This is a genomic window from Oceaniovalibus sp. ACAM 378 (genome assembly GCF_008085915.1).
Lineage (GTDB): Bacteria > Pseudomonadota > Alphaproteobacteria > Rhodobacterales > Rhodobacteraceae > Oceaniglobus.
The window spans coordinates 1-19,995 of sequence record NZ_VSJK01000029.1 but is presented as its reverse complement, the minus strand read 5'-3'; the positions used below and the strand labels follow the sequence as shown (position 1 = coordinate 19,995).

The window sequence follows — 19,995 nt, the reverse complement described above, 5'->3', positions numbered from 1 at the left end:
TGGGCTCTATTTTTTCATACCATTTTCAACAAATCTGCTACCATTCTGTGAATATCTGTTACCGCCACCTCCGTTATTCCATATCCTATTCCCGTTCGTATCCTCCCTCACGAACTACAAAAGGTCACTCTACAGCTGAACAGCCTCAAGCGTTAAACTATCTATTTGCGAACTGCACGCTCCAAGTTGCCCTTCTAAACTTGCGATCCAGCTATATAGTCCGTCCTGAATAACTCATATCAAGCTGTTTTTGCTTCACAAAATAGCGTTTTCTTTAAGTTTTCAGTGCAGCATTTGGTAAAATTGCAGCAGGAACCCGGCAATTTTGAGCCTTGATATGAAACCCAGAAAGCCGCCTCCGGAACAGGACGATCTGCTGCGCGCGAGACTGATCGAGATGATCGACATGCGCCACGAACTGGTAAAACTTGCCAACCTGATCGACTGGGAGGTATTCGAACGGGAATGGGTCGGGTTCTTTCCGTCGCATACCGGTCGCCCTGCCACATCGCCGCGCCTGGTGGCGGGGCTCTTCTACCTCCAGCACGCCTTCCGGCTGTCCGATGAAGCTGTTGTGGCGCGGTGGGCAGAGAACCCGTACTGGCAGCATTTCTGCGGTGAGACATTCTTTCAGCGCCGTCTGCCGATCGACGCCTCGTCGATGACCCCCTCTCAGCGAATGTAAACATTCGCCTGCCGGGCAAGGGGTGGCGCAACAGGATCGGTGCGGAAGGCGTGGAGTGGCTGCTGACGATCAATGCCGGACAGCGTGCAGGAACGGTGCAGGACGATCACCTGAAGAAGGTCACCGTCGATACCACCGTGATGGAAAAGAACATCGCCCACCCAACCGACGCCCGGCTTTACGAGACAGCGCGGCACAATCTGGTCGGGCCGGCGCGCGAGGCTGGCCTCCGCCTGCGCCAGAACTACAACTGCCTTGGTCCCCGGCTTTGCGGGCAGGTGGGTCGCTTTGCCCATGCCCGGCAATTCAAGCGGATGCGTAAGGCGCTGCGCCGCCTCAAGGGTTATACCGGGCGCGTCCTGCGCGACATTGAGCAGCAGATGGTCAAGGTGGTCGAGGGACCGGTGGAATCGCTGCTGCAAGATTTGATGGAGCTGGTGAACCGGCTGCTGGCGCAGAAGCCGAAGGACCGCAAGAAGCTTCACAGCCTGCATGAGCCTGCGGTGGACTGCATCTCCAAAGGCAAGGCGCACAAGCGCTACGAGTTCGGCACCAAGGTCAGTGTGGCTACCACGACGAGCGGCGGCTTCGTCGTCGGCATGCGGGCGCTGCCGGGCAACCCTTACGATGGCCACACCCTGCACGAGGCGCTGGAACAAGTGGAGATCCTGACCGATCGGCGCCCGGACATGGCCTTCGTCGATCGCGGATACCGGGGCCACGGCGTCGAGACAGTGAAGGTCTTCATCAGCGGTGCCAGGCGCGGCGTCACCAGGACCATCGCGAAACTGCTGCGACGACGAAGCGCCATCGAGCCGATGATCGGTCACATGAAGAACGACGGTCGTCTGACCCGATGCCCACTGAAAGGAACGACCGGCCCCTCTCGGGCATGTAAACATGCCCTGCCGGGCAATGGACGCCCTCTTCGCGGTCCTCTGCGGCTGCGGCCACAATATCCGCATGATTCTGAGGCACCTAAAGGCGTTTCTGTGCTAGTTCGTTTGGCTAATCGCCCTTGGCAAACGGTTCAAGCCGATCGTCCAGGACCGCAGGAGAATGGAAACCGCTGCCTGAAAGCGTTGTGCAAGGCGAACTTGTTACGGCGCGATTGAACCAGGATATCGAGCACATCGCCATTGGCATCGACGGCGCGCCAAAGCCAGTGCGTTCGACCCTTGATCCGGATCACGACTTCATCGAGATGCCATTTGTCCGTCGGCGCCGGACGGTCCCGGCGGATCTTGGCGGCAAACTGGGAGCCGAGCCGGTTCACCCAATCTCGGATCGTCTCGTGCGAAACTGTTACACCGCTTTCGGCCAATAGATCTTCGACGTCACGCAGGCTCAGGGCGAAACGATGGTAGGCCCATATGGTGTAGCCAATGACGCTCCGCGGAAAGCGGAAGCCTTTGATCCGGGACAAATCTTCAATATTCAGCATGGCCGGAGACTACCCGGGCGTACAAGCTTCAACAACCTGACAATACCGTCGAGTAACTGTCATGAGGTAGAGGTTGGCTCGGGGATGCACGGCAAGGAATATGCCATGCATTCCAGTTTTCGGGTCGCCTATTCGCTGATCGTCAGGCGGCACAGCAGCGTGTTGTCCTGCTTCAGGCTTTCGCCCCAAACCAGTTCTGCGCTGTCGTCCCATGTGATCTCGTCATAACCGTCCTTTGGTCCGACATCGGCGGCAGAGTGAACGATCGCAGCAGGCCAGTCACTGTCATCGAACTCAGGCGACGTCCAATCGGCGGGGAGGTCTGTGGCGATGAAACCGCAGGCGCCTTCGCCTGCAACTGGGTTGGTTTCATCCTCACATGAGGGCTCGATCGGTGCATGTTGAACCACAAGACATTTCATCGACGCATCGGTCACTGCAAGAATATTGCCTGTAGGGGCATCCTTGAACTGCGCGATCATCCCGCCATCACCCATCTGCTGGCGACCGGTGCCGATATATTCCAGACCGCTTTCGTTTTCCTTGAAGTCTTTGGCTTGGATGGCAATAACTACCGGTAGATCAACAGAGAAGGTTTCGGTTTCTGCGTTAAAGGACCGTTCTATGGTGATCGAAACTGGATCTTCCATGACCATTTCGCCATTGGCGTAAACGGTGAACCAGTTATCGACCCAGATATCTGCGGTGATGTCGCGTGTTTCTGCTTGAGCGGCACAAGCCGCCAATGCCGTCGTGACTGCGAGGATAAAGCGCATTTTATGTCCAATCTTTGGAGGGATGTCGGTGGCGGATCAATTCAGGAACGTGATGGAGTCGCCTGCAAGGATATGCCCATTAAGGGCGCTCATGACGTCAGGCCAGCTGATGTTGATATCGTCCTGTTGCGGTAAATCGTTCAACGGGCCGTCCAGAGCATATACCCAGATTGTGTATTCGTGCGTTCCCGTACCCGCGGGTGAACACGGCGGCGTATAACCTGTCGATCGCACGTCCTTGTCGCTGCCCTCGACCCCAAGGGAGTCAGGGTTGCCCCGTGCAACGCCGTCCGTATCGGCGGGGATATTCCAGACAAGCCAATAATGGCTCGGTTCATTCACGCCCGGGTAGGTGCCGTTGGAATAGTGCTGCATGACGATCGCATAGGCTTGCGTGTCCGCAGGGGCACCTTCCCAGCTGAGCGGTGGCGACACACCATCCCCGCCGCTACGCGTGCAGCGCAGATCGGCGGGCAAGGCTTCACCGTCAACCAGTTCAGAACTGCTGAGCGTGAACTCGGGCCCCTGCGGATGCGCGGCGGCTTCGCCGCGGGGCTTGGGCGGTGGATTTTGCTGCGCCACGACCGGCAGCGCAGATGTGCAGCATAAAAGTGTAAGCGCTATTGATGAGAAGCGGATCATTCGCGGCATAACTCCTGCTCGAACAGTTCGCCGCCGTTGGTTACCGTGCGGGTTTCGAAGTTGTAGCAGTTTTCAGTCCCTGACGGCGCGTATTTGATGTAATAATCCGCACCTTCATAGCTGTAGGTCATGGTGCGTTCGCCGTCATCTCCTTGGACAAAGACGAGATCCTCGACGCCGCCCTGTGGTGGGCGTCCGGCTTCTGCGCCGCGGCCACCGCCTGCTGGCGACAGGGGCCGAACACGCGGCAACGCATCAATGTCGGGAACTTCGCCCATCAGGCATTGGATGATATAGGGCGCGCCTTCCGAGGTGTGATAGCGGTAACCAAATACGTCATCGGACTGCCCGTTGCACACATCCAGCACGCCATCCGCGATTACGGTGCCATTCGGGTTGGTGTCGGCGTAAATTGGAAATCCGTCAAAGGCCCAGCCGATAATGGCATCGGGGCCCTTGTTTTTCATTTGGTCGATCATGCAGGTCGGTGCCGCGTGATAATGGTAATCATCGCCGCGCCCTGCGTGCCCGCCGCATGCATCAAGCTGTCCGGTTGTGACCGTGTCCAGTTTTGCCTGATAGTTTGCCAGATCGTCTTGCGACATCTCACCGCCGGCGGTGTAATCATAGATCGGGACGCCGTTCACCGCGACTCCCAAGGCGGCATCCCGTGTATGGGGTTCAGATCCCATGGCCGGAGCCAGCGTGATTGGCGAAGCATAATCCGACGCTGGCACAGGGACTTGTTCGTTCGTCCCAATAATCCCGGTCATCATTTCATGATCGGGATAGGTGTCACCCGCGATAAGCGCCTGATTGTAGTTGCAGGTGACCGTCACAACGTCATCGAACCCCGCATCAGCGACTGATGCCGTCACAGCTTCGCAATGGAAAGAGCCCTCGTGGGCCTGGCCCATAGTTGCATAAAGACAGGCGAGGACAGCCATGCTGGAGGGGAGAAGATGTTGACGCATTGGTTTTCCTTTAAACGCGTTCCGGCTGGATAGTACTACAACGTCGCACCGACACTTTTCCGTCGATTATTCTCGTGAAAATTCGTGGGCAGACATGCGGGTGCAAAGTGTCTGGCCAGTTAGCCATTCAGAGCAGCCTGTCGTCATACGGTTTCAACGTCATTATCAGGTCTGAGTTCCAAACGGAACGTGTTTCCAAACTGGCAGCTCTCGTCACGTTGTTGGAAGCAGTCGTTGGCGGGGCCATCGCGAGCGGCCGCCTCGTCCGCGATGTCGCAATTCGTCTTTAGAGTGCCGAACGATGAACAAAAGGCCGGTCTGGTGAAGCTGCGGTGCAGCATTTGCATGCGTCGCCAATGGCAGTTTGGGGCCGGATCCACCGTGGGTCCGCTGCTTTAAGGCGGTTATCCTGCATTGCTCAGAACCTCGGGCGCCATGCCCGACTCGTGGTGCCCCGCTTCGGGTGCAGCAATGAACGCGTTGGCCTGATGAGAGCGACCATCCTACAGTGGGGGTTCACACAACTTGGCAAGACCCGTCCGATCGCCTGTGCTTGTTGCTGTTTTATCTGCTTTCACGCGGTCACCATACGCAGTAGGCATCCCAATCTCTGGAGTTTTGGGGCAGAACATGGCGCAAAAATCAACCATCTATAAAGTTGAGCTCTCAGTCTCCGACATGGATCGCCACTATTATGAGACCCATAAACTGACCGTTGCTAAGCATCCCTCAGAGACGGATGAACGGCTGATGGTTCGCATTGTCGCATTTGCGCTGAATGCCCATGAGCTTTTGGAAATGACGAAGGGCCTTTCAACGGATGACGAGCCAGACATTTGGCAGAAAAGCTTGAGCGGAGAGCTTGATGTGTGGGTTGCCTTGGGACTTCCAAGCGAGAAGGTGATCCGTCAATCCTGTGGCAAGGCCGCCAAGGTAGTTATCTATCCCTATGGCGGCAGGACTGCCGAAATGTGGTGGGACAAGGTCAAGAACAGCACCACCCGTTTTGATAATCTTCAGGTGGTCAATTTCTCCGAGAGCGACACGGATGCACTGGCAAGATTGGCAAGCCGCACGATGAAACTGCAGGTCAATATTCAGGACGGCGATGTGATGGTCAGCGTTGATGACAGCATCGTTTACGTTAGCCCCTTAGAATGGAAGGGTGCTGCGTAAATCACGCATCCGCGCTGTATAGACGGGTTTGAGCTGCTCCGTGGGCGCCGCCTTAGTCAGAAGTGACGCACCAATGTCCGCATCGGGTAAGCTGCGCCGCAGCGCCGGCCCCTATGGCCAACCGCCGGCTGGGGCCGTCCTGGATCTGCTTGGACGAAGAGCCACATCGGATGCTGCCATGCACTCGACGTCGGTTGGGAGCCCGAATTGACGCGCTTTCGCATTGCAGTGAGTAGTAGACAGCAGAATTTCGTTCCTCAGTATCGACGCTGTGAAAGGTTGGGTGATCAGGTTAAGAGGGGGCGAACGGCGGCCCGTTTCAGCACGCATGATTTAGAAAGCCCACGCATCCCATGTCTGACCCGCGTATGAAAATGGTGTTGGTGACACCTGAAATTCCGTACAATACTGGAGCTATCGGAAGGACCTGCGTTGCACTAAATTTGGAGCTGATCCTGATCAAACCCTATGGGTTCTCCCTTGACGAAAAGTCAGTGCGGCGGGCCGGAACGGATTACTGGAAGCATATTGATCTTACTGAATATGACAGTTGGGAAAGCTTTTTGAGCGATCGGAAACCACCGCGCGAGGGCCTCTTTTTTTTCGAGGAACATGGCAATCAGACCTTTTACGTTCCGGACTATCCACACGATGCTTATTTGGTTTTCGGGTGTGAGTCTGCAGGCCTGCCGCCGACCATTTTTGATGGCATGGATGACCGGGTATTCAATTTACCAATGCTTGATCCACGGGTCCGGTCGCTCAACTTGGCAAACGTAGCTACAGCGGTCGTTTATCAAGCAATGCGCACTCAGCTGAGTGGGTAAATGCTGCGATCAGCGGCTTCGCAGGCAGAGCCAGAATTTTCCGTTGATCGGCGTTCGGGACGGCAAAACGCTGCACGTTACATGAACGGCGGTTCCCCGGGCCGCACCGCAGCGTTTAGAGGAGCCGATAGGTGTCGGCTATGGGCCGAATGGCCGCTCGACCACTTACTTCAGTTCGCGCGCAGATCGGCAAGGTAAATCCGCACTGCTTCTTGGACGTGCCGGAAGCGGTCGCCGCCCAAATGCTTGCCGCCAAACCATCGCGTAACCACGATGATATGGCCGCGCAATCCTTCTCGCTCCAACATCCGCAAGATCACCATGCCCGCACCTGCCTCGCCATCGTCGTTCTTCAATGGGGCATCCGCACTCAGCAGAGCCCAGGTATTATGGGACGCCTTGGCGAATTTCTTCTTGCGGCAAAGCGCCTTGATAAAGGCTTTAGCCTCCTCCTCGGATGCGCATGGTCCACCCGAGACTGCATATTTCGACCCGCGGTCGCTGATGATGTTATCGAGAATACGCATAGCGCAGGCTTAGAACCCTCCAATGTCGGCGGCAAGACGTCTGCGGCGCATCGGCTGGTATCGGATTTCGATCAGCCAAGTGATCCCTGCGCCAGCCACCGGGCGCAATCGTGCCCCAATTCTCGCTCGACGCGCGCCAGATACCGCTCACTCACTTCGAGGTCGAGTTGGTCCCGCCAACGCCCGTTTGTCCCCTTGTGAATGAATGTCTTTGCGCCACCATCCCAGAATGCACCGCCCAGTGGCACCGAGTCAGAGGCATTTTCCTTCATGTAGTCGAAAGAACAGTGAAGCAGGATGGTCTCCATCGTGTCCGGTGCCACGTCGATGTCAAGAAAGACAGCGATGTCGCGGATCTGGCCGGGCAGATCGCGTTTGAGATCGGCGAAGTGGATCAGTTTCACGTTGGCAAGATCTCGTAACGCCCACCAGCCACGGATATTTTCCCAATAGGGCCAGAACGGCGCGCCGTCATTGTCCAGCCAGTGGGTGAAATACTCGACCGGACTTTCAGGTGGTTTGCCGATCTCGGGGCCGACGCGCCCTGGCGTGTTGTTCAGCGCGTCATACCACGCCCCGTTCGCGGTCGAATGGTGGTTGTGTAATGACCATATGACATCGCGTGCATCCCGCCCGACATAGATGTATTTGGCCTTTTCAGAGAACACCAAAGCATCGATCGGCAGGTGGGTCTTCAGAAATCGCCGATGGGTTTGCGCCGAAATCACCGGCAGCTTGACCTCTTTGGGCGGCACTCGAAGGTCGACCCAGGGCGACATCTCGGCGACAAGCAGACCCTCCTGGCCCTGAAATATCAACTGGCTGACAATCTGCTGCATCCACGTCGTGCCGGATTTGGCATAGGTCGCAATGACGATGTCATCCTCCCGGAAATCGATATCATTCCAGACCGTGCTGTCGATGTGATGATTGTGCATCTCGCGGGTTTTGACTGGTAAGGCGGTCATGTTCTGTCTCCTGAATTGAACGGGTTACCCGGTCAGCATGCTCCCGGACGGGACCTGTCGGTATCTCTGCACTTGCAGAACGGTTAGGCATCCGTGCAGAATGCCCCCGGAGGCGCGTGGCGAATGCTGGATTGGAACGACATACGCATATTCCTTGCCGTCGCACGTGAAGGGTCAACATTGGCCGCTTCAAGGAAACTGAACATCAACCAGACAACCGTTGGCAGACGCATGCATGCGCTGGAAACAGCGTTGGGGCTGACCTTGTTTGAACGCGACACGCGGGGCTACGCGATGACCGCTCAGGGAAGCGCGTTGTTTGACGTTGCTGCGGGCATGGAGAACGCCGCAGATCAGGTCCTGACACGGGCAAGCCATCTGAGGCGGACATCAGACGGGACAATACGGGTCACCGCTGCACACTCCAGCATGACCCACTGGGTGCTTCCGTTGATCTCGGAATTTCGAAAGCACAATCCGAACACCCATTTTGAGACAAACGCGTCCGAGCAATATGTATCTTTGGAAGGTGGCGAGGCGGATATTGCGATCCGGGCCTCCGACAATATTGCGGGCGATACCCTGATCGTCAGAAGGCTTCCGCCCGTCAGGTGGGGAATTTATTGCAGCAAAGCCTATTTGGCGGCGAATGGCATGCCGCATTCAATAGATGACTTAATCCACCACCCGGTTCTGAGTTACCCCGACGCAATGGTGGAAAGCGTTAAGCTCTTGAAGTGGTTGGATCAACATCTGGATAGATCAAAGATTGTCAATACAATCGATTCCGTAACAACCATGTCTGCCTCTCTTCGGACGGAAGAGGCCATCGGTGTGCTCCCCTGCGTGGAGGGCGACCCGTTGCCCGATCTCGTCATGTGTTTCACGACCGACGACCTGACCAGCGGGCTCTGGCTTGTGGCTTCAAGGGAGGCTTACCAAGAGCCGAGAGTGCGAAAATTCATGAAGTTTCTTGGTGAGTATTTTCCACGAGATGGAAGGGCAGCGACGTTTTGAATCGCGGCCCTCAACGGGAGGTTCTCGATTTCTCCGTGACATGTTGGGACGTTGCATAGCAGAAGGCCCGATATGTCCGCACCCCGACGATTGAACATCCAACATGCTGCGCGATGCACGAATGGCGGCAATGACGAGCCGCGCGGCAACATTCTGAAAAGTCTCGGAGGGCAGCTCTGGGCCGATCTTGTTCTTGCGGGCAATAGAGGCGACATTAACGTTCAATCCGGGCTTGAGTTAAACCTGTGAAACAGTGTCCAAGTCGAGCTCCCGCAACCAGTTTCGAATTTATGCAACATAGTTTCGAAGTCCTTGAGGATGGGGGGGCGTGGCACGATCATACCATGCAGTCCCCGGCAAAACACTTTGCCAATTCCTCCCTTGCGTCGTGAACCGGGAATCCAGAGAGTGAACATATCCATTTGGCCGAAATCTCGCTATCGCAGCATTCCGGAATCACGGCGGTTTCAGGACTTCCGCTGCATCCTCTCGGCGCTAACCTGATGACCGCAAAAGCTGCCATTCCCGCAATCACGAGACGGTAGGCGCATGCAACCCGCGCAGGAGGCAGCAAGCAGGTGTTAGTTGGGTGCGGCCGGCAACGCTCCGGTCTCGAAGTCCGGTCGGCCCATGGTCCACGTTCGATCCTGGTAATGCCTTGCCTGAATTACCGTAAGCGCTGCTTTGACCCCACCTACCTTGCGTATTTCCAGGGTAGCAGTTGGTTGATGTCGTTCTGTTTATGGCCGTTGACGATGGCCGTGAGGACGTCGGTCAGATATCCGTGCGGCTCGACGATGTTGAGTTTGCAGGTTTCAAGGAGCGACGCAAGCATGGCCCAGTTTTGCGCCCCGGCGTCGTGACCGGCGAAGAGTGCGTTCTTTCGTTGTAATGCAATCGGGCGGATCGTGCGCTCGACGGCGTTGCAGTCCATCTCGATGCGGCCATCGGTCAGGAACAAGATCAATCCATCCCAGTACTTGGCAATGTATTTGAGCGCTTCGCCAATTGGGGATTTGGTTGAGACCTGCGTGCGGGCGTGATCCAGCCATGTTCTGAAAGCTGCGATCTTGGGCGCGCTTTTGGTTTGGTGCAGGGCCAGGCGCTCCTCCGCAGATGTGCCCCGTGCCAGCGCTTCGATCCGGTAGAGGGCCGCGATCTGCTTCAGACCCTCCTCGGCGATGGGGGCTACGTTGTTATGGGTTAGCTCATAAAGCTTGCGACGCGCATGGGCCCAGCAATACGCCAACCGGATCGGTGCATTGTCACGTAGATCCAGCACGCGGTTGTATCCGGCACAGCCGTCGACTTGCAGGATGCGCTCAAAACCCTGCAATATCTGCGATGCATATGTGCCGGATCGCCCCGGCCCGTAGGTAAAGGCCACACCGGGTGGTTCTGGTCCGTTCCAAGCGCGATCATCGCGAGTGAGCGCCCAGAAGTACCCTTTCTTGGTTTTACCGCGCCCCGGATCGAGCACCGGCGCGGGTGTCTCGTCCATGAAGAGCTTTGACGACCGTTTGAGATGCGCCAGCAGCGCGTCATGGACAGGCTTCAGCTCATGGGCGGCTTTGCCAACCCAGAAGGCCAAAGTGGAGCGGTCAATATCGACGCACTGCCGCGCATAGATTTGGGATTGGCGATAAAGCGGAAGGTGGTCGGCGTATTTGGAGACGATTACACTGGCGATTGTCGCCTCAGTCGGCGTGCCGCCTTCGATCAGGCGTGATTTGGCTGGTGCTTGCACGACCCCGGCCTCGCAGGAGCGGCAGGTATATTTTGGGCGACGGGTGACAATCACGCGGAACTGAGCGGGGACAATGTCCAGCCGTTCACTGACATCTTTCCCGATGATGTGGCGTTCAGTCCCACAGCCGCAGGTCACATCGTCAGGCGCGATCACCTCTTCGATGCGTGGCAGATGTTTTGGCAAGACGCCGCGACCTGCGCGTGGCTTTGATGCACCGGTGGTCTTCGGCGGATCAACCGCCTCGTCCTCAGCATGTACGATCGCCATGGCTGTCTCGATATCTTCCAGCGCAAGGTGATACTGGTCCGGGTGGCCCTTCTCGGACTTCGCGCCATAGAGCGCGCGCTTGAAGTCAGCCAACAGCTTTTCCAGCCGGATGATGCGATCCTCTTTGCGTACATTACGCTCTTCGGAGGCAATCAAAAGCGCCTGCAAAGTAGCGACATCTGTAGGAAGATCAGCGGGGGAAGTCATGCCCGTCAGCTATCAAAAACAGGGCTTATGTGCCTGCCAAAACACCATCCGAGGCATTCTGCCGCAGCCGGTGGACGGGTCTCCAACGCTGTGACACGACGCCAATCGAGATCTGCAAACAAGGATTCAAATTGCGCAGCGTCCAACCGTAAAACGCCGTCCCTGATCGCAGGCCATTTGAACGCGTTCTGCTCAAGCCGCTTGTACGCCATCACCAGGCCGGTCCCATCCCACCAAAGCATCTTGAGCCGATCCGCCCGCTTGGCGCGAAACACATAGACCGCACCGTCAAAGGGCTTCTTCTTTAGATGACTTTGCACCAGTGCAGCCAAACCATCATACCCTTTACGAAAGTCCACCGGCTTAGTGGCCACAAATATCTGTACGCCATGCGACGGATGGATCACAGTGCAGTCACGATCTCGGCAATGCGGGTCGCGGGAGTATCGGCGGCCAAGCGGATCGTCACTCCGCCTTTAAGCAGCTCAACGCTGGTCAAATTGTTAGGTGGTGCTGGAACCACCTCAAGCGGCTTAGGTTCCGCAATCTGCACTGGCACAAATTCCATGCCATCCAAGTTGGGCAAGACAAGCTTGCCCATCCGCGCCATGCGCCGCCAATCTGAAACGCTGCTGGGGATCAACCCATATCGCTTGGCCACCCCATTCACAGTCGCGCCCTCGACCAGCGTCTCTGCAACAATCCGTGCCTTCAGTTCCAGAGGCCAGCGCCGCTTGCCATCTGAACTGCGCGGCATTCTTGCGAGAAACTCGTTCGTAGCCTCCATAGAGAAACTCCCTTAAAATCTATGAAGCGCCGGAATCGCACATCACGAAACGACAAGGAATGTGGGGTCGAAACAGCGCTTACGAATTACCTTTCATTCGCATAATCTGGAAATGTCAGAGGAAAAGTTCTTTCAACTGCGCAAGGCAGGCAAGACCTACATTTCGAAGGTATTCTCGTGGGGAGGGCACACCACCGAGAAACTGCGCAGTGTGCGCATGGTGATGGAGGGCTCCGACGAGATTCATATCGGCGAGGTTGCGGGCGCAATGTGCCTTCGGCTTTCCGGTGAGAAGCGCAAGACCCAAGTCACCGCCGTGGTCACCCAGGATGAAAAGGCCGTCCGCCGACTCACCCTTCAATCGTTCCAGTCGCGCAAGGATGGCTGGTATCAGGGCTATCATGAGCACTCTTTCACTTTCCGGGGAGACGAGCTGACCAGGCTCATGGCATTCCTCGACCAACTCGAGTTCATTGATCTGTCGAATGACGATCGGTTCGACATCGAGGACATCTCTACCGGCACGGGTCGGAAGGCCATCATCGATGCATCCGACCGGGGCATCGTCGAACGGTTTCGCTCAATGGATGTTGAGGCGCGCGAAACGCTTCTCCGGACATTGCGAGGGTCTCTTTCTGCGGAGGAGGTCAACATCCTGCTTGGCCGTCGGCAAGCCCTGGAGACCTTCGAGCTGCGCATGGGCGACGACCAGTGGGCTGAGAAGGATTGGCAGGATTTCTTCGACGGAGAGCCATGGGTCTTCGGATACGGGCTCGACTACCGGGTGATGCGGACCTTCGACCGGGAACAGTTTCGGGTGGAGGCACGGACAACCGGGGCAAGCCGGCGGTCGACTTCCTCATGAGCTTCACCGACTATACGGTTCTTGTTGAGATCAAGCGCCCCGACACTCGGATTTTCAGAAGCGGCGGAGGGGCAAGGGCCGGCACTCGATCGTTTAGCCCCGAGTTCATGAGCGCGGTTTCCCAGATCCTCGAACAGAAAGCGGAATGGTCAGGTTTCGCAGGGACTGGGGAGCACTTCAGCCGGGACGGTGCGCGGCAACTGGAAGCCCGGACACGGAATGCGAAGACCATCTTGGTGATCGGCTCTCGATCCGAGTTCGAGGAAGCGGCCGACCTTAGGGAGGCCAGGGTCATGCGTGACACATTCGAGCTATTCCGGCGCGAGACATCCTCGATAGACATCGTGACGTTCGACGAGATCCTGGAGTGGGGGCGGTTCATCACGCGGGACGAGGTTCAGTAGGTCCCCGATCTGCCTATCTGTCTTTCGCCCGAAACTGCCTGCCGCGACCGATATCTCCCATAGACACGGGGAGCCTGCCGCATGGCCGAGGGCCTTTATTATTCCGATTTTGACCTACCCGAACTGAAAGGCCTGCGCCGGAAAATCCTGGAGCAGCGCGCCAAGGGCGTGAGCCAGTTCAGCTAAGGGGTGTTTTCTGGACATGGGCAGCATCTTTGCGCGGGCATCTGCGCATAACAGCACAATCTCGCACAGCGCACATGCGGCGACACCTCATCAGTGGGCCGCGCCGCGGCGGCCTCAGGTCGCTCAGCAGAAATTGCGGTATGCCCTATGATAGATCGACGTGCTGTGGTAAATTTTCTTCACATGAAGATGGAGACCGAACATGAAACGAATTTTCGTTCTTCTTGTCGCTCTGAACCCCGCGACTGCCATCGCGCAATCCCATTGCAACGGTCAGACCCAGCTTGATATCAACTTTTGCGCACAAGAAAGATGGGCAGTCGCAGATCAGGAACTGAATCGGCTTTGGAACCAGGTAAAACCATTGGCAGACGCCCGTGGATTCGGTCAGATGCTTCTGAACGAGCAGCGCGCCTGGCTGAGGCAACGCGACGCGGCCTGTGATCCGGAACTGACGGCAGGTGGCAGCGCAGATGCCATGTTCTACTGGTCTTGTATGGAAGAGCACACCTTGCAGCGCAATCAAATGCTGCGCGCCCTACGTTAGGCAGCAACGCCGCATGGCGGGCGTCCCGAACTGATACGCGGCATCGGGCAATTGCCTTGGCGGGAGCAGTCCAATCGGGTGATATCAATTCAGGCAACGAAAAACCTTGCTGCAAATAGCGCGTTAAAGCGTCTCGAGTTTAAGTCGGGACACAACTCGAATTCGAAACGCGCGCAACATCCGTGCCGATCCTGAAGGGAGACTGGGATTAATCATGGACGTCTACAAACATTTTCGCCTGGACCGGGATTCAATCGTTCAGTCGATCAATGAACTGACCGTTGGAAGTCGAGCCCCACAATCGGAGCAGCGTTCCTCGATACGGTCGTGAAGCCGCAAAAGCGGCTACTGGCCGACACAGCAGCGACAGTCCGTTTTTCGCCTACAAAACCGATATTTTCTGGCATGATCACGGCGGCCATTCCAGGGGTTGTGCTCAGGCCAAGGGAAGAAAGGAACTGCTTCCAAACGTCATCACTTAAGGGAGGTAAAAACATGTCTGGATCTAATGGAAGCTGCTGCGCTGGCCCGGGCTATGCATCGCCGCAAGACGCCATAAAGGCGCCGCGCGAAAAGGTGGTCTATACGATTTGTATCTACACCGGAACCGGAGTCGAAAAGCCGGACTACCTGGCCACCATCGACGTTGATGAAGACAGTCCAACTTATAGCCAGGTGATCCATCGCACCGAAATGCCCATCGTCGGCGACGAGTTGCACCATATGGGCTGGAACGCCTGTTCGTCGTGCAACACGGACGGCAGCATGGAACGCAAATATCTGATCATTCCCGGCGTTCGCACCACGAATTTCTATATCGTCGATACCGCCACCGATCCGCGCAAGCCGACCCTTTTTAAGACGATCGACGGTGACGAGATCAAGACCAAGACCAACCTTTCTGCCCCGCACACGGTGCATTGTCTGGGCGCAGATATCATCGTGTCGATGCTGGGCGACGCTGACGGCAACGGGCCGGGCGGTTTCCTGCATCTCGACAAGGACTTCAACATTCTCGGCCGCTGGGAAAAAGACCTCGGCGAGATGAAGTACAATTATGACTTCTGGTATCAGCCACGCCACAACATGATGATCTCGACCGAATGGGCCTCGCCCAACACCTTCATGCCGGGATTTGATCTGGAAGATGTGGCGCGCGGGAAATACGGTCAGCATATCCACTTCTGGGACTTCAAAAACCGCAGGGTTGAACATTCCATCGATCTGGGGTCGGAGGGCATGATCCCGCTTGAAGCGCGTTTTCATCACAACCCCGACAGCACCCACGGTTTCGTTGGGGCGGCGCTGGCGTCGAACATCTTTCATTTCCACAAGGACAACGGCAAAATCGAGATCAACAAAGTGATCGATGTGCCCACGGTGGATGTCGAGGGTTTTCCGGTACCGATGCCCAGCCTAATCACCGACATTCTGGTATCGATGGATGACAAATATCTCTACTTCTCGAACTGGCTGCACGGCGATCTGCGCCAATATGACATCTCCGATCCTGCGGACCCGAAGCTGACGGGTCAGGTGTGGATCGGCGGATTGCTTGGCAAGGCGCCAGAGGTCAATGGTCGGACGGTGGACGGCGCGCCGCAGATGATCCAGCTTTCGCTTGATGGCAAACGCATGTACGTCACCACGTCGCTGTTCTCGACTTGGGACAATCAGTTCTATCCTTCCATGAAGGACAACGGCGGCCTCATGGTTCTGGTCGATTGCGACAATGAAAATGGCGGCATGAAGATCCGCGATAATTTCCTCGTGGATTTCAACGACGAACCGCATGGACCTTCCAGAGCCCATGAAACGCGCTATCCCGGTGGCGATTGTTCGTCCGACATCTGGATCTGACACAGCACTCCACCATTCCCCCGGCCTGCCACCCTTTGGCCGGGGGCTCTGTGCACGGAGGTCACATGCGCAAACATAAAGTCACATTCCGTAATCGCGGCGGCCTGTCCTTTGACGTTGGTGAGGACGAGGCGATCATCGACGTGGTCGAGGCAGCAGGCTACGTTTTGCCCATTGCCTGCCGATATGGTGGTTGCATCACCTGCGCAGCCAAAATGATTTCGGGGTCTGTGCGTCAACCCAAAGGCACAGCACTGAACAAGCGGCAAGCATCCGAAGGCTACGTGCTGCTTTGCGTTGCGCGCCCGGACGAGGATTGCGTCTTTGATGTGGGTGTCGAAAGCCACGACCGCCTTTATGTCAATCCATTTGCCAGCGCCGCCGCTATCAACCAGCTTGAGCGGGCACGAGTGAAATGATCTTTTGCTTCAGCGGCAAAACCGTCATCGGGCCCAAGCTAAAGGCGCGGTCGTTAGAAAATCAGAAAACAGAAGCCAAGATTGGCGTCCGGGTTTTCAACCGGATGACCGGACTTGGCCACCACGTTTTGAACGCACCGCCTGAATGCCGTCTCGGGGAAGGCGCGTCCCGAGTTGAAGTTGATCTGTGCAACAAGGCCCTTATGGGATGTGGTTGACGCGATCCTTTATCTGCTGCGGACTGGATGCCAGTGGCGCCTTTTGCCAAGAGATTTCCGTAACCGCGCCGTTGGCACCGCCTGCCTGACCGTTGGGCTTTGATCTAAGAGACATCGTTAACTACGTCGTTAGCGACGTGTCTTATTCGGGGTCTGTGATGCGTGGCGAAATTCTTGGGCTGGAGCGGTGGCGTTTCTGGCGTGACGAAGACAAGCTCGAGATTGTGACATCTATGGGGATTGGCGGGGCGAGTGTGACGCAGGTGGCGCAGCGCCACGAGATTACGCGGCAACAGATTTATGCTTGGAGGCACGCTCTCAAGAAGAAAGGTCTGTGGTCGCCCGATGCCGAGGCGCTGTTTTTTCCTATTAATCTACCTGTCGCGGCCGGGGTTCCGGCGGCGCAGCCTCCAGTTGTCGAAACAGCGCCACCGAGTGCGGTTGAATTGCGTTTGCGGGGTGGTCGCTGTTTACATTTTGACAGCACATTGGACGCGGCCGCATTGACGGCGCTGATCCGTGCGGTGGAGGCGGCATGATCGGTCCGGGCACCGGAGTTCGTGTGTATCTGGCCTGCGGTGTGACGGATATGCGCAAAGGGATCGCGGGGCTGGCGGCATTGGCGTAAGATGTCCTGCATCAGAAACCCGCCAGTGGCGCAGTGTTTGCGTTCCGGGGGCGACGCGGGGATCGGGTCAAGCTGCTCTATTGGGATGGCCAGGGGTTTTGCCTCTATTACAAGGTGCTTGAGCGAGGGCGCTTTCCGTGGCCGAGCGCCAAGGATGGGGCGGTGCGGCTGACCTCTGCACAACTCGCAATGCTCTGGGAAGGGATCGACTGGCGGCGCCCGGATTGGGGAGTTCCCCCTGCGCGCGTCGGGTAATTTTGCACCCGGATTTGCGTTATTTATATGGTGCTTGAGCCTGTTTTTTGGTAGTCAGGCGCATGTCGAAACTTACCGAAACCTTGCCTGATAATCCCGCCGTTTTGAAGGCGATGATTGCTGCTTTGCAGGCTGACAACGCCCGGATCGAAGCCGAGAACTTCAAGATATCGGCCACTCTTCGTGTGCATGATCAACTGGTTCAGGCCTTGCGTTTGCGGATCGCTAAACTGCAGAAACTGGCTTTCGGAAAATCCTCGGAGAAGATCGAGCGCGAGATCGAGCAGCTGGAACTGGCGCTCGAAGACCTGCTGGTTGCAGTGGCCGAGGATGATGATGCGCCGATTGACGAAGGCCAGGACGAGCCGGCCGTTGATGCGCCCTCTGCGCCTGCGCTGCGCCGCCGCCCGCGTGTCTCGGATGCGACCCTGCGCGAGCGTCGCGAACTTGATCCTGGCGCTTGCTGTCCCGACTGTGGCGGCGATCTGCGCGTGGTGGGCGAGGATGTCAGCGAACTCCTCGACATGATTGCGGCCCAGATGAAGGTGATCTGTTACCCGGCAGTCGCTGCTTGCAGCGATGAGAGGGCAGATCGCCCGCATCAAGAAATCTTGCCGCCGCTGTGAGCGGATGGTGCAGGAGCCAGCACCCAGCCGCCCGATCCCGGGCGGCATGGCAGGGCCGAACCTGCTGGCCCAGGTGCTGGTCTCCAAATTTGATGATCATTTGCCGCTCTATCGCCAGCACGAAATCTTCGCCCGCATGGGGGCAGATATTCCCGAAAGTACACTTGTCGGCTGGCGTGGCCGTGCCATGAAGACCCTGTCGCCGCTGATAGAGCGGATCGAGGCCGAGATCATGAGCAGCGATCTGCTGCATGCCGACGATACGCCGATCCGGGTGTTGGATCGGTCCTTGCGCGACAAGGGGCTTGGCAAAGGGGTCAGACAAGGCCGGATCTGGGCCTATGTGCGCGATCCGCTGGCTGGCAGAGCATGTTTACATGCCCGAGAAGCAACGCCCATGGGCTGGCTCAGCGCCACCCGCTGCTGTCTATCGGTTTGCACCGGATTGGAAGGAAGAGCATGTCCTGACCCATCTGGCCAACGTCCGCGGCATCCTGCAAGCGGACGGTTACAAGGGCTATGCCAAGCTTTACGCGCCTGAACTCGATGGTGTGCCCCGTTTGCAGGAGGCGGCCTGCTGGGCCCACGTGCGGCGTGACTTCCACGATTTTTGGACCTCGACCAAATCCGAGATCGCCCGCGAAGCACTCAACCGGATCGGCAAGTTTTACGACATCGAGCGCAACATCAATGGCCGGCCCGCGGATGTCCGTATGGCCGCGCGCCAAAAACTGAGCCAGCCGAAGGTCGCGGCCTTCTTTGCCTGGTCCAAACAGCAACTCTGTTTGCCGGGGCGGACACCGGTGCAGAAACACTCGCACGCGCCATGACAATCATTGAAACCGCCAAGCTGAACGGCCTCGACCCACAGGCCTATCTCGCTGACATCCTCGACCGCATCCACGATCACAAGATCAATCGGCTGGATGAATTGCTGCCGTGGAATTGAGCGCTGCGGGTCTCCGTAACCGACAGTCAAGCCGCATAAGCTGCGGTAGCAATGAAGCGGTTACGTTTTGACGGGCACAAGATGGTCAAAGGGCGCAACGGCAGATGCTCGTTGATACTCAAGGATTTCTTGTCACCTGCTGTGGCGAGCCTGCGGGCATGTCCAATCGCAGGGCAGCCCGTTTTCTGACTGACGGGCTGCCACCGCTGTGGCCGACAATCCATACCATGGTCGCAGACGCTGGATACGAAAGCAAAGGGCTATCCCAGAACTTGAAAGATCGAAACGGCTGGAAACTCATCATCGCCAAGCGCAAGGAGCAGGCATTCAAGATTGTCGGGCTCAATTGGATGGTCGAGCGCAGCTTTGCTTGGCTCGGCCGTCATCACAGAATGTCGAAGGATTACGAATTTCGGGTGCAGACATCCGAGGCGTTCATCATGATCGCCGCATGTGCCCAGATGGTCCGCCGGATAGCACCTCAATGACTTTTCACACAGCCTCTGAAGATTCCTCTTGCGCAAGGGGCGGTTATACATGTTGCACAAATCGGCTGTCGGACGGGGCTCCCTTTCCCCAGACGGATTCATCCCATCGCCTTCGTGACAGGGATGCCAAGGGCGGTGCAACCATTCAGAATCGCGATACGAACTTGAACCTCCGCGACCTGTCGGTCGAAGTCGCGCGCGAAGCATTTCCCGTGACCTGCTCCCCTGAAAAGTCTGCGATTTGGGGTTAAATTAGGCGCTCGGCGTGGTCCAGCCCCATGTCTTTCACCAAGGGGCGGCACATTATTGCAGTTTGACCACATCCGTCCAGTTGTCATTCTTGCGGATCAATTCGATGATCTGCTGGTACTGGCTGCCCTTCCGTAATGGGGCATTAATTGTCAAGCGCATTGAAACAACAGAAAAGCAGCGCGATACCGATGGCATATCGCGCGACCAAGGTGTTGGCGCTGCGGAGACATCGTGGATCGTAGCGGCGCCAA

The 19,995-nt window shown here is 57.0% G+C and carries 21 protein-coding genes and 5 pseudogenes; 14 read left to right on the top strand and 12 right to left on the bottom strand.

Going from position 1 to position 19,995, the window contains the following annotated elements; genetic code table 11:
- The first annotated feature begins 337 nt into the window (after positions 1-337).
- A pseudogene (locus tag FQ320_RS23295) lies at positions 338-1,684 on the top strand (IS5 family transposase).
- A 100-nt stretch (positions 1,685-1,784) separates the two neighbouring features.
- Here FQ320_RS23295 and FQ320_RS23290 read toward each other — a convergent pair.
- From FQ320_RS23290 to FQ320_RS23275, 4 genes and pseudogenes are all read right to left on the bottom strand, one after another.
- Positions 1,785-2,129 (bottom strand): annotated as a pseudogene (locus FQ320_RS23290) (IS6 family transposase); the annotation flags it as partial.
- 128 nt (positions 2,130-2,257) lie between these two features.
- Positions 2,258-2,905 (bottom strand): PEBP family protein, encoded by a 648-nt coding sequence (locus FQ320_RS23285; protein WP_222861705.1) that lies wholly within the window; start codon positions 2,903-2,905, stop codon positions 2,258-2,260.
- 36 nt (positions 2,906-2,941) lie between these two features.
- The gene (locus FQ320_RS23280; protein WP_187394052.1) at positions 2,942-3,547 is read right to left on the bottom strand and encodes a YbhB/YbcL family Raf kinase inhibitor-like protein; all 606 of its coding nucleotides are present in this window, start codon (positions 3,545-3,547) and stop codon (positions 2,942-2,944) included.
- A complete protein-coding gene (locus tag FQ320_RS23275; RefSeq protein WP_148475678.1) occupies positions 3,544-4,521 on the bottom strand; it encodes a YHYH protein in 978 nt (325 codons plus the stop codon). The genes FQ320_RS23280 and FQ320_RS23275 overlap by 4 nt, the downstream gene beginning before the upstream one ends.
- A 630-nt stretch (positions 4,522-5,151) precedes the next feature.
- Here FQ320_RS23275 and FQ320_RS23270 point away from each other — a divergent pair.
- Positions 5,152-5,697 (top strand): YaeQ family protein, encoded by a 546-nt coding sequence (locus FQ320_RS23270; RefSeq protein ID WP_148475677.1) that lies wholly within the window; start codon positions 5,152-5,154, stop codon positions 5,695-5,697.
- A 56-nt stretch (positions 5,698-5,753) separates the two neighbouring features.
- Here the strand turns inward: FQ320_RS23270 and FQ320_RS26990 are convergent, their stop codons facing one another.
- Positions 5,754-5,864, bottom strand: a complete 111-nt coding sequence (locus FQ320_RS26990) for a phage DNA packaging protein J (RefSeq protein ID WP_187394051.1) — start codon at positions 5,862-5,864, stop codon at positions 5,754-5,756.
- A 186-nt stretch (positions 5,865-6,050) separates the two neighbouring features.
- On the opposite strand from FQ320_RS26990, the gene FQ320_RS23260 reads away from it, so the two are divergent.
- Positions 6,051-6,524, top strand: a complete 474-nt coding sequence (locus FQ320_RS23260; protein ID WP_148475675.1) for a tRNA (cytidine(34)-2'-O)-methyltransferase — start codon at positions 6,051-6,053, stop codon at positions 6,522-6,524.
- Positions 6,525-6,694: 170 nt separating this feature from the next.
- On the opposite strand, the gene FQ320_RS23255 is transcribed toward FQ320_RS23260, so the two are convergent.
- Together FQ320_RS23255 and FQ320_RS23250 are read right to left on the bottom strand one after the other, a co-directional pair.
- On the bottom strand, positions 6,695-7,051 hold the full coding sequence (locus FQ320_RS23255; protein ID WP_148475674.1) for a YigZ family protein: 357 nt from the start codon (positions 7,049-7,051) through the stop codon (positions 6,695-6,697).
- A 71-nt stretch (positions 7,052-7,122) separates the two neighbouring features.
- Positions 7,123-8,019, bottom strand: a complete 897-nt coding sequence (locus FQ320_RS23250; protein WP_148475673.1) for a sulfotransferase domain-containing protein — start codon at positions 8,017-8,019, stop codon at positions 7,123-7,125.
- 123 nt (positions 8,020-8,142) lie between these two features.
- On the opposite strand from FQ320_RS23250, the gene FQ320_RS23245 reads away from it, so the two are divergent.
- Positions 8,143-9,036: a LysR family transcriptional regulator gene (locus tag FQ320_RS23245; protein WP_148475672.1), complete on the top strand. Its 894-nt coding sequence runs from the start codon at positions 8,143-8,145 to the stop codon at positions 9,034-9,036.
- Between the two features lie 694 nt (positions 9,037-9,730).
- On the opposite strand, the gene FQ320_RS23240 is transcribed toward FQ320_RS23245, so the two are convergent.
- The 3 genes from FQ320_RS23240 to FQ320_RS23230 are packed head-to-tail and all read right to left on the bottom strand — an operon-like array spanning position 9,731 to position 12,047.
- Positions 9,731-11,260, bottom strand: coding sequence for an IS66 family transposase (locus FQ320_RS23240; protein ID WP_148475671.1), 1,530 nt, complete (start codon positions 11,258-11,260; stop codon positions 9,731-9,733).
- A gap of 5 nt (positions 11,261-11,265) precedes the next feature.
- A complete protein-coding gene (tnpB, locus tag FQ320_RS23235; RefSeq protein ID WP_148475670.1) occupies positions 11,266-11,667 on the bottom strand; it encodes an IS66 family insertion sequence element accessory protein TnpB in 402 nt (133 codons plus the stop codon).
- A complete protein-coding gene (locus tag FQ320_RS23230; protein ID WP_255509688.1) occupies positions 11,664-12,047 on the bottom strand; it encodes a transposase in 384 nt (127 codons plus the stop codon). Before FQ320_RS23230 ends, tnpB (FQ320_RS23235) begins: the two co-directional genes overlap by 4 nt.
- A gap of 112 nt (positions 12,048-12,159) precedes the next feature.
- Between FQ320_RS23230 and FQ320_RS23225 the strand changes: the two genes are divergently transcribed.
- From FQ320_RS23225 to FQ320_RS23180, 10 genes and pseudogenes are all read left to right on the top strand, one after another.
- Positions 12,160-12,912: a DUF4263 domain-containing protein gene (locus FQ320_RS23225; RefSeq protein WP_222861704.1), complete on the top strand. Its 753-nt coding sequence runs from the start codon at positions 12,160-12,162 to the stop codon at positions 12,910-12,912.
- Positions 12,909-13,316, top strand: coding sequence for a Shedu immune nuclease family protein (locus tag FQ320_RS26185; protein WP_222861703.1), 408 nt, complete (start codon positions 12,909-12,911; stop codon positions 13,314-13,316). Before FQ320_RS23225 ends, FQ320_RS26185 begins: the two co-directional genes overlap by 4 nt.
- 388 nt (positions 13,317-13,704) lie before the next feature.
- Positions 13,705-14,049 (top strand): lysozyme inhibitor LprI family protein, encoded by a 345-nt coding sequence (locus tag FQ320_RS23220; protein ID WP_148475669.1) that lies wholly within the window; start codon positions 13,705-13,707, stop codon positions 14,047-14,049.
- A gap of 495 nt (positions 14,050-14,544) precedes the next feature.
- Complete coding sequence (locus tag FQ320_RS23215; RefSeq protein ID WP_148475668.1) at positions 14,545-15,909, top strand: selenium-binding family protein; 1,365 nt, start codon at positions 14,545-14,547, stop codon at positions 15,907-15,909.
- Between the two features lie 65 nt (positions 15,910-15,974).
- The gene (locus FQ320_RS23210) at positions 15,975-16,328 is read left to right on the top strand and encodes a 2Fe-2S iron-sulfur cluster-binding protein (RefSeq protein ID WP_148475667.1); all 354 of its coding nucleotides are present in this window, start codon (positions 15,975-15,977) and stop codon (positions 16,326-16,328) included.
- A 210-nt stretch (positions 16,329-16,538) separates the two neighbouring features.
- Complete coding sequence (locus FQ320_RS26985) at positions 16,539-16,649, top strand: transposase (protein ID WP_222861702.1); 111 nt, start codon at positions 16,539-16,541, stop codon at positions 16,647-16,649.
- Positions 16,650-16,704: 55 nt separating this feature from the next.
- A complete protein-coding gene (locus FQ320_RS23195) occupies positions 16,705-17,085 on the top strand; it encodes a transposase (protein ID WP_148475666.1) in 381 nt (126 codons plus the stop codon).
- A pseudogene (tnpB, locus tag FQ320_RS23190) lies at positions 17,082-17,429 on the top strand (IS66 family insertion sequence element accessory protein TnpB). Before FQ320_RS23195 ends, tnpB (FQ320_RS23190) begins: the two are co-directional and overlap by 4 nt.
- A 62-nt stretch (positions 17,430-17,491) precedes the next feature.
- Positions 17,492-19,004, top strand: a pseudogene (locus tag FQ320_RS23185) (IS66 family transposase).
- A 104-nt stretch (positions 19,005-19,108) separates the two neighbouring features.
- Positions 19,109-19,492 (top strand): transposase, encoded by a 384-nt coding sequence (locus tag FQ320_RS23180; RefSeq protein WP_148475665.1) that lies wholly within the window; start codon positions 19,109-19,111, stop codon positions 19,490-19,492.
- Between the two features lie 98 nt (positions 19,493-19,590).
- Here the strand turns inward: FQ320_RS23180 and FQ320_RS23175 are convergent.
- Both FQ320_RS23175 and FQ320_RS26175 read right to left on the bottom strand, forming a co-directional pair.
- A pseudogene (locus FQ320_RS23175) lies at positions 19,591-19,695 on the bottom strand (IS5/IS1182 family transposase); the annotation flags it as partial.
- Between the two features lie 100 nt (positions 19,696-19,795).
- Positions 19,796-19,995 (bottom strand): hypothetical protein (locus FQ320_RS26175; RefSeq protein ID WP_222861701.1); only part of this gene is annotated, 200 nt, incomplete at its 5' end.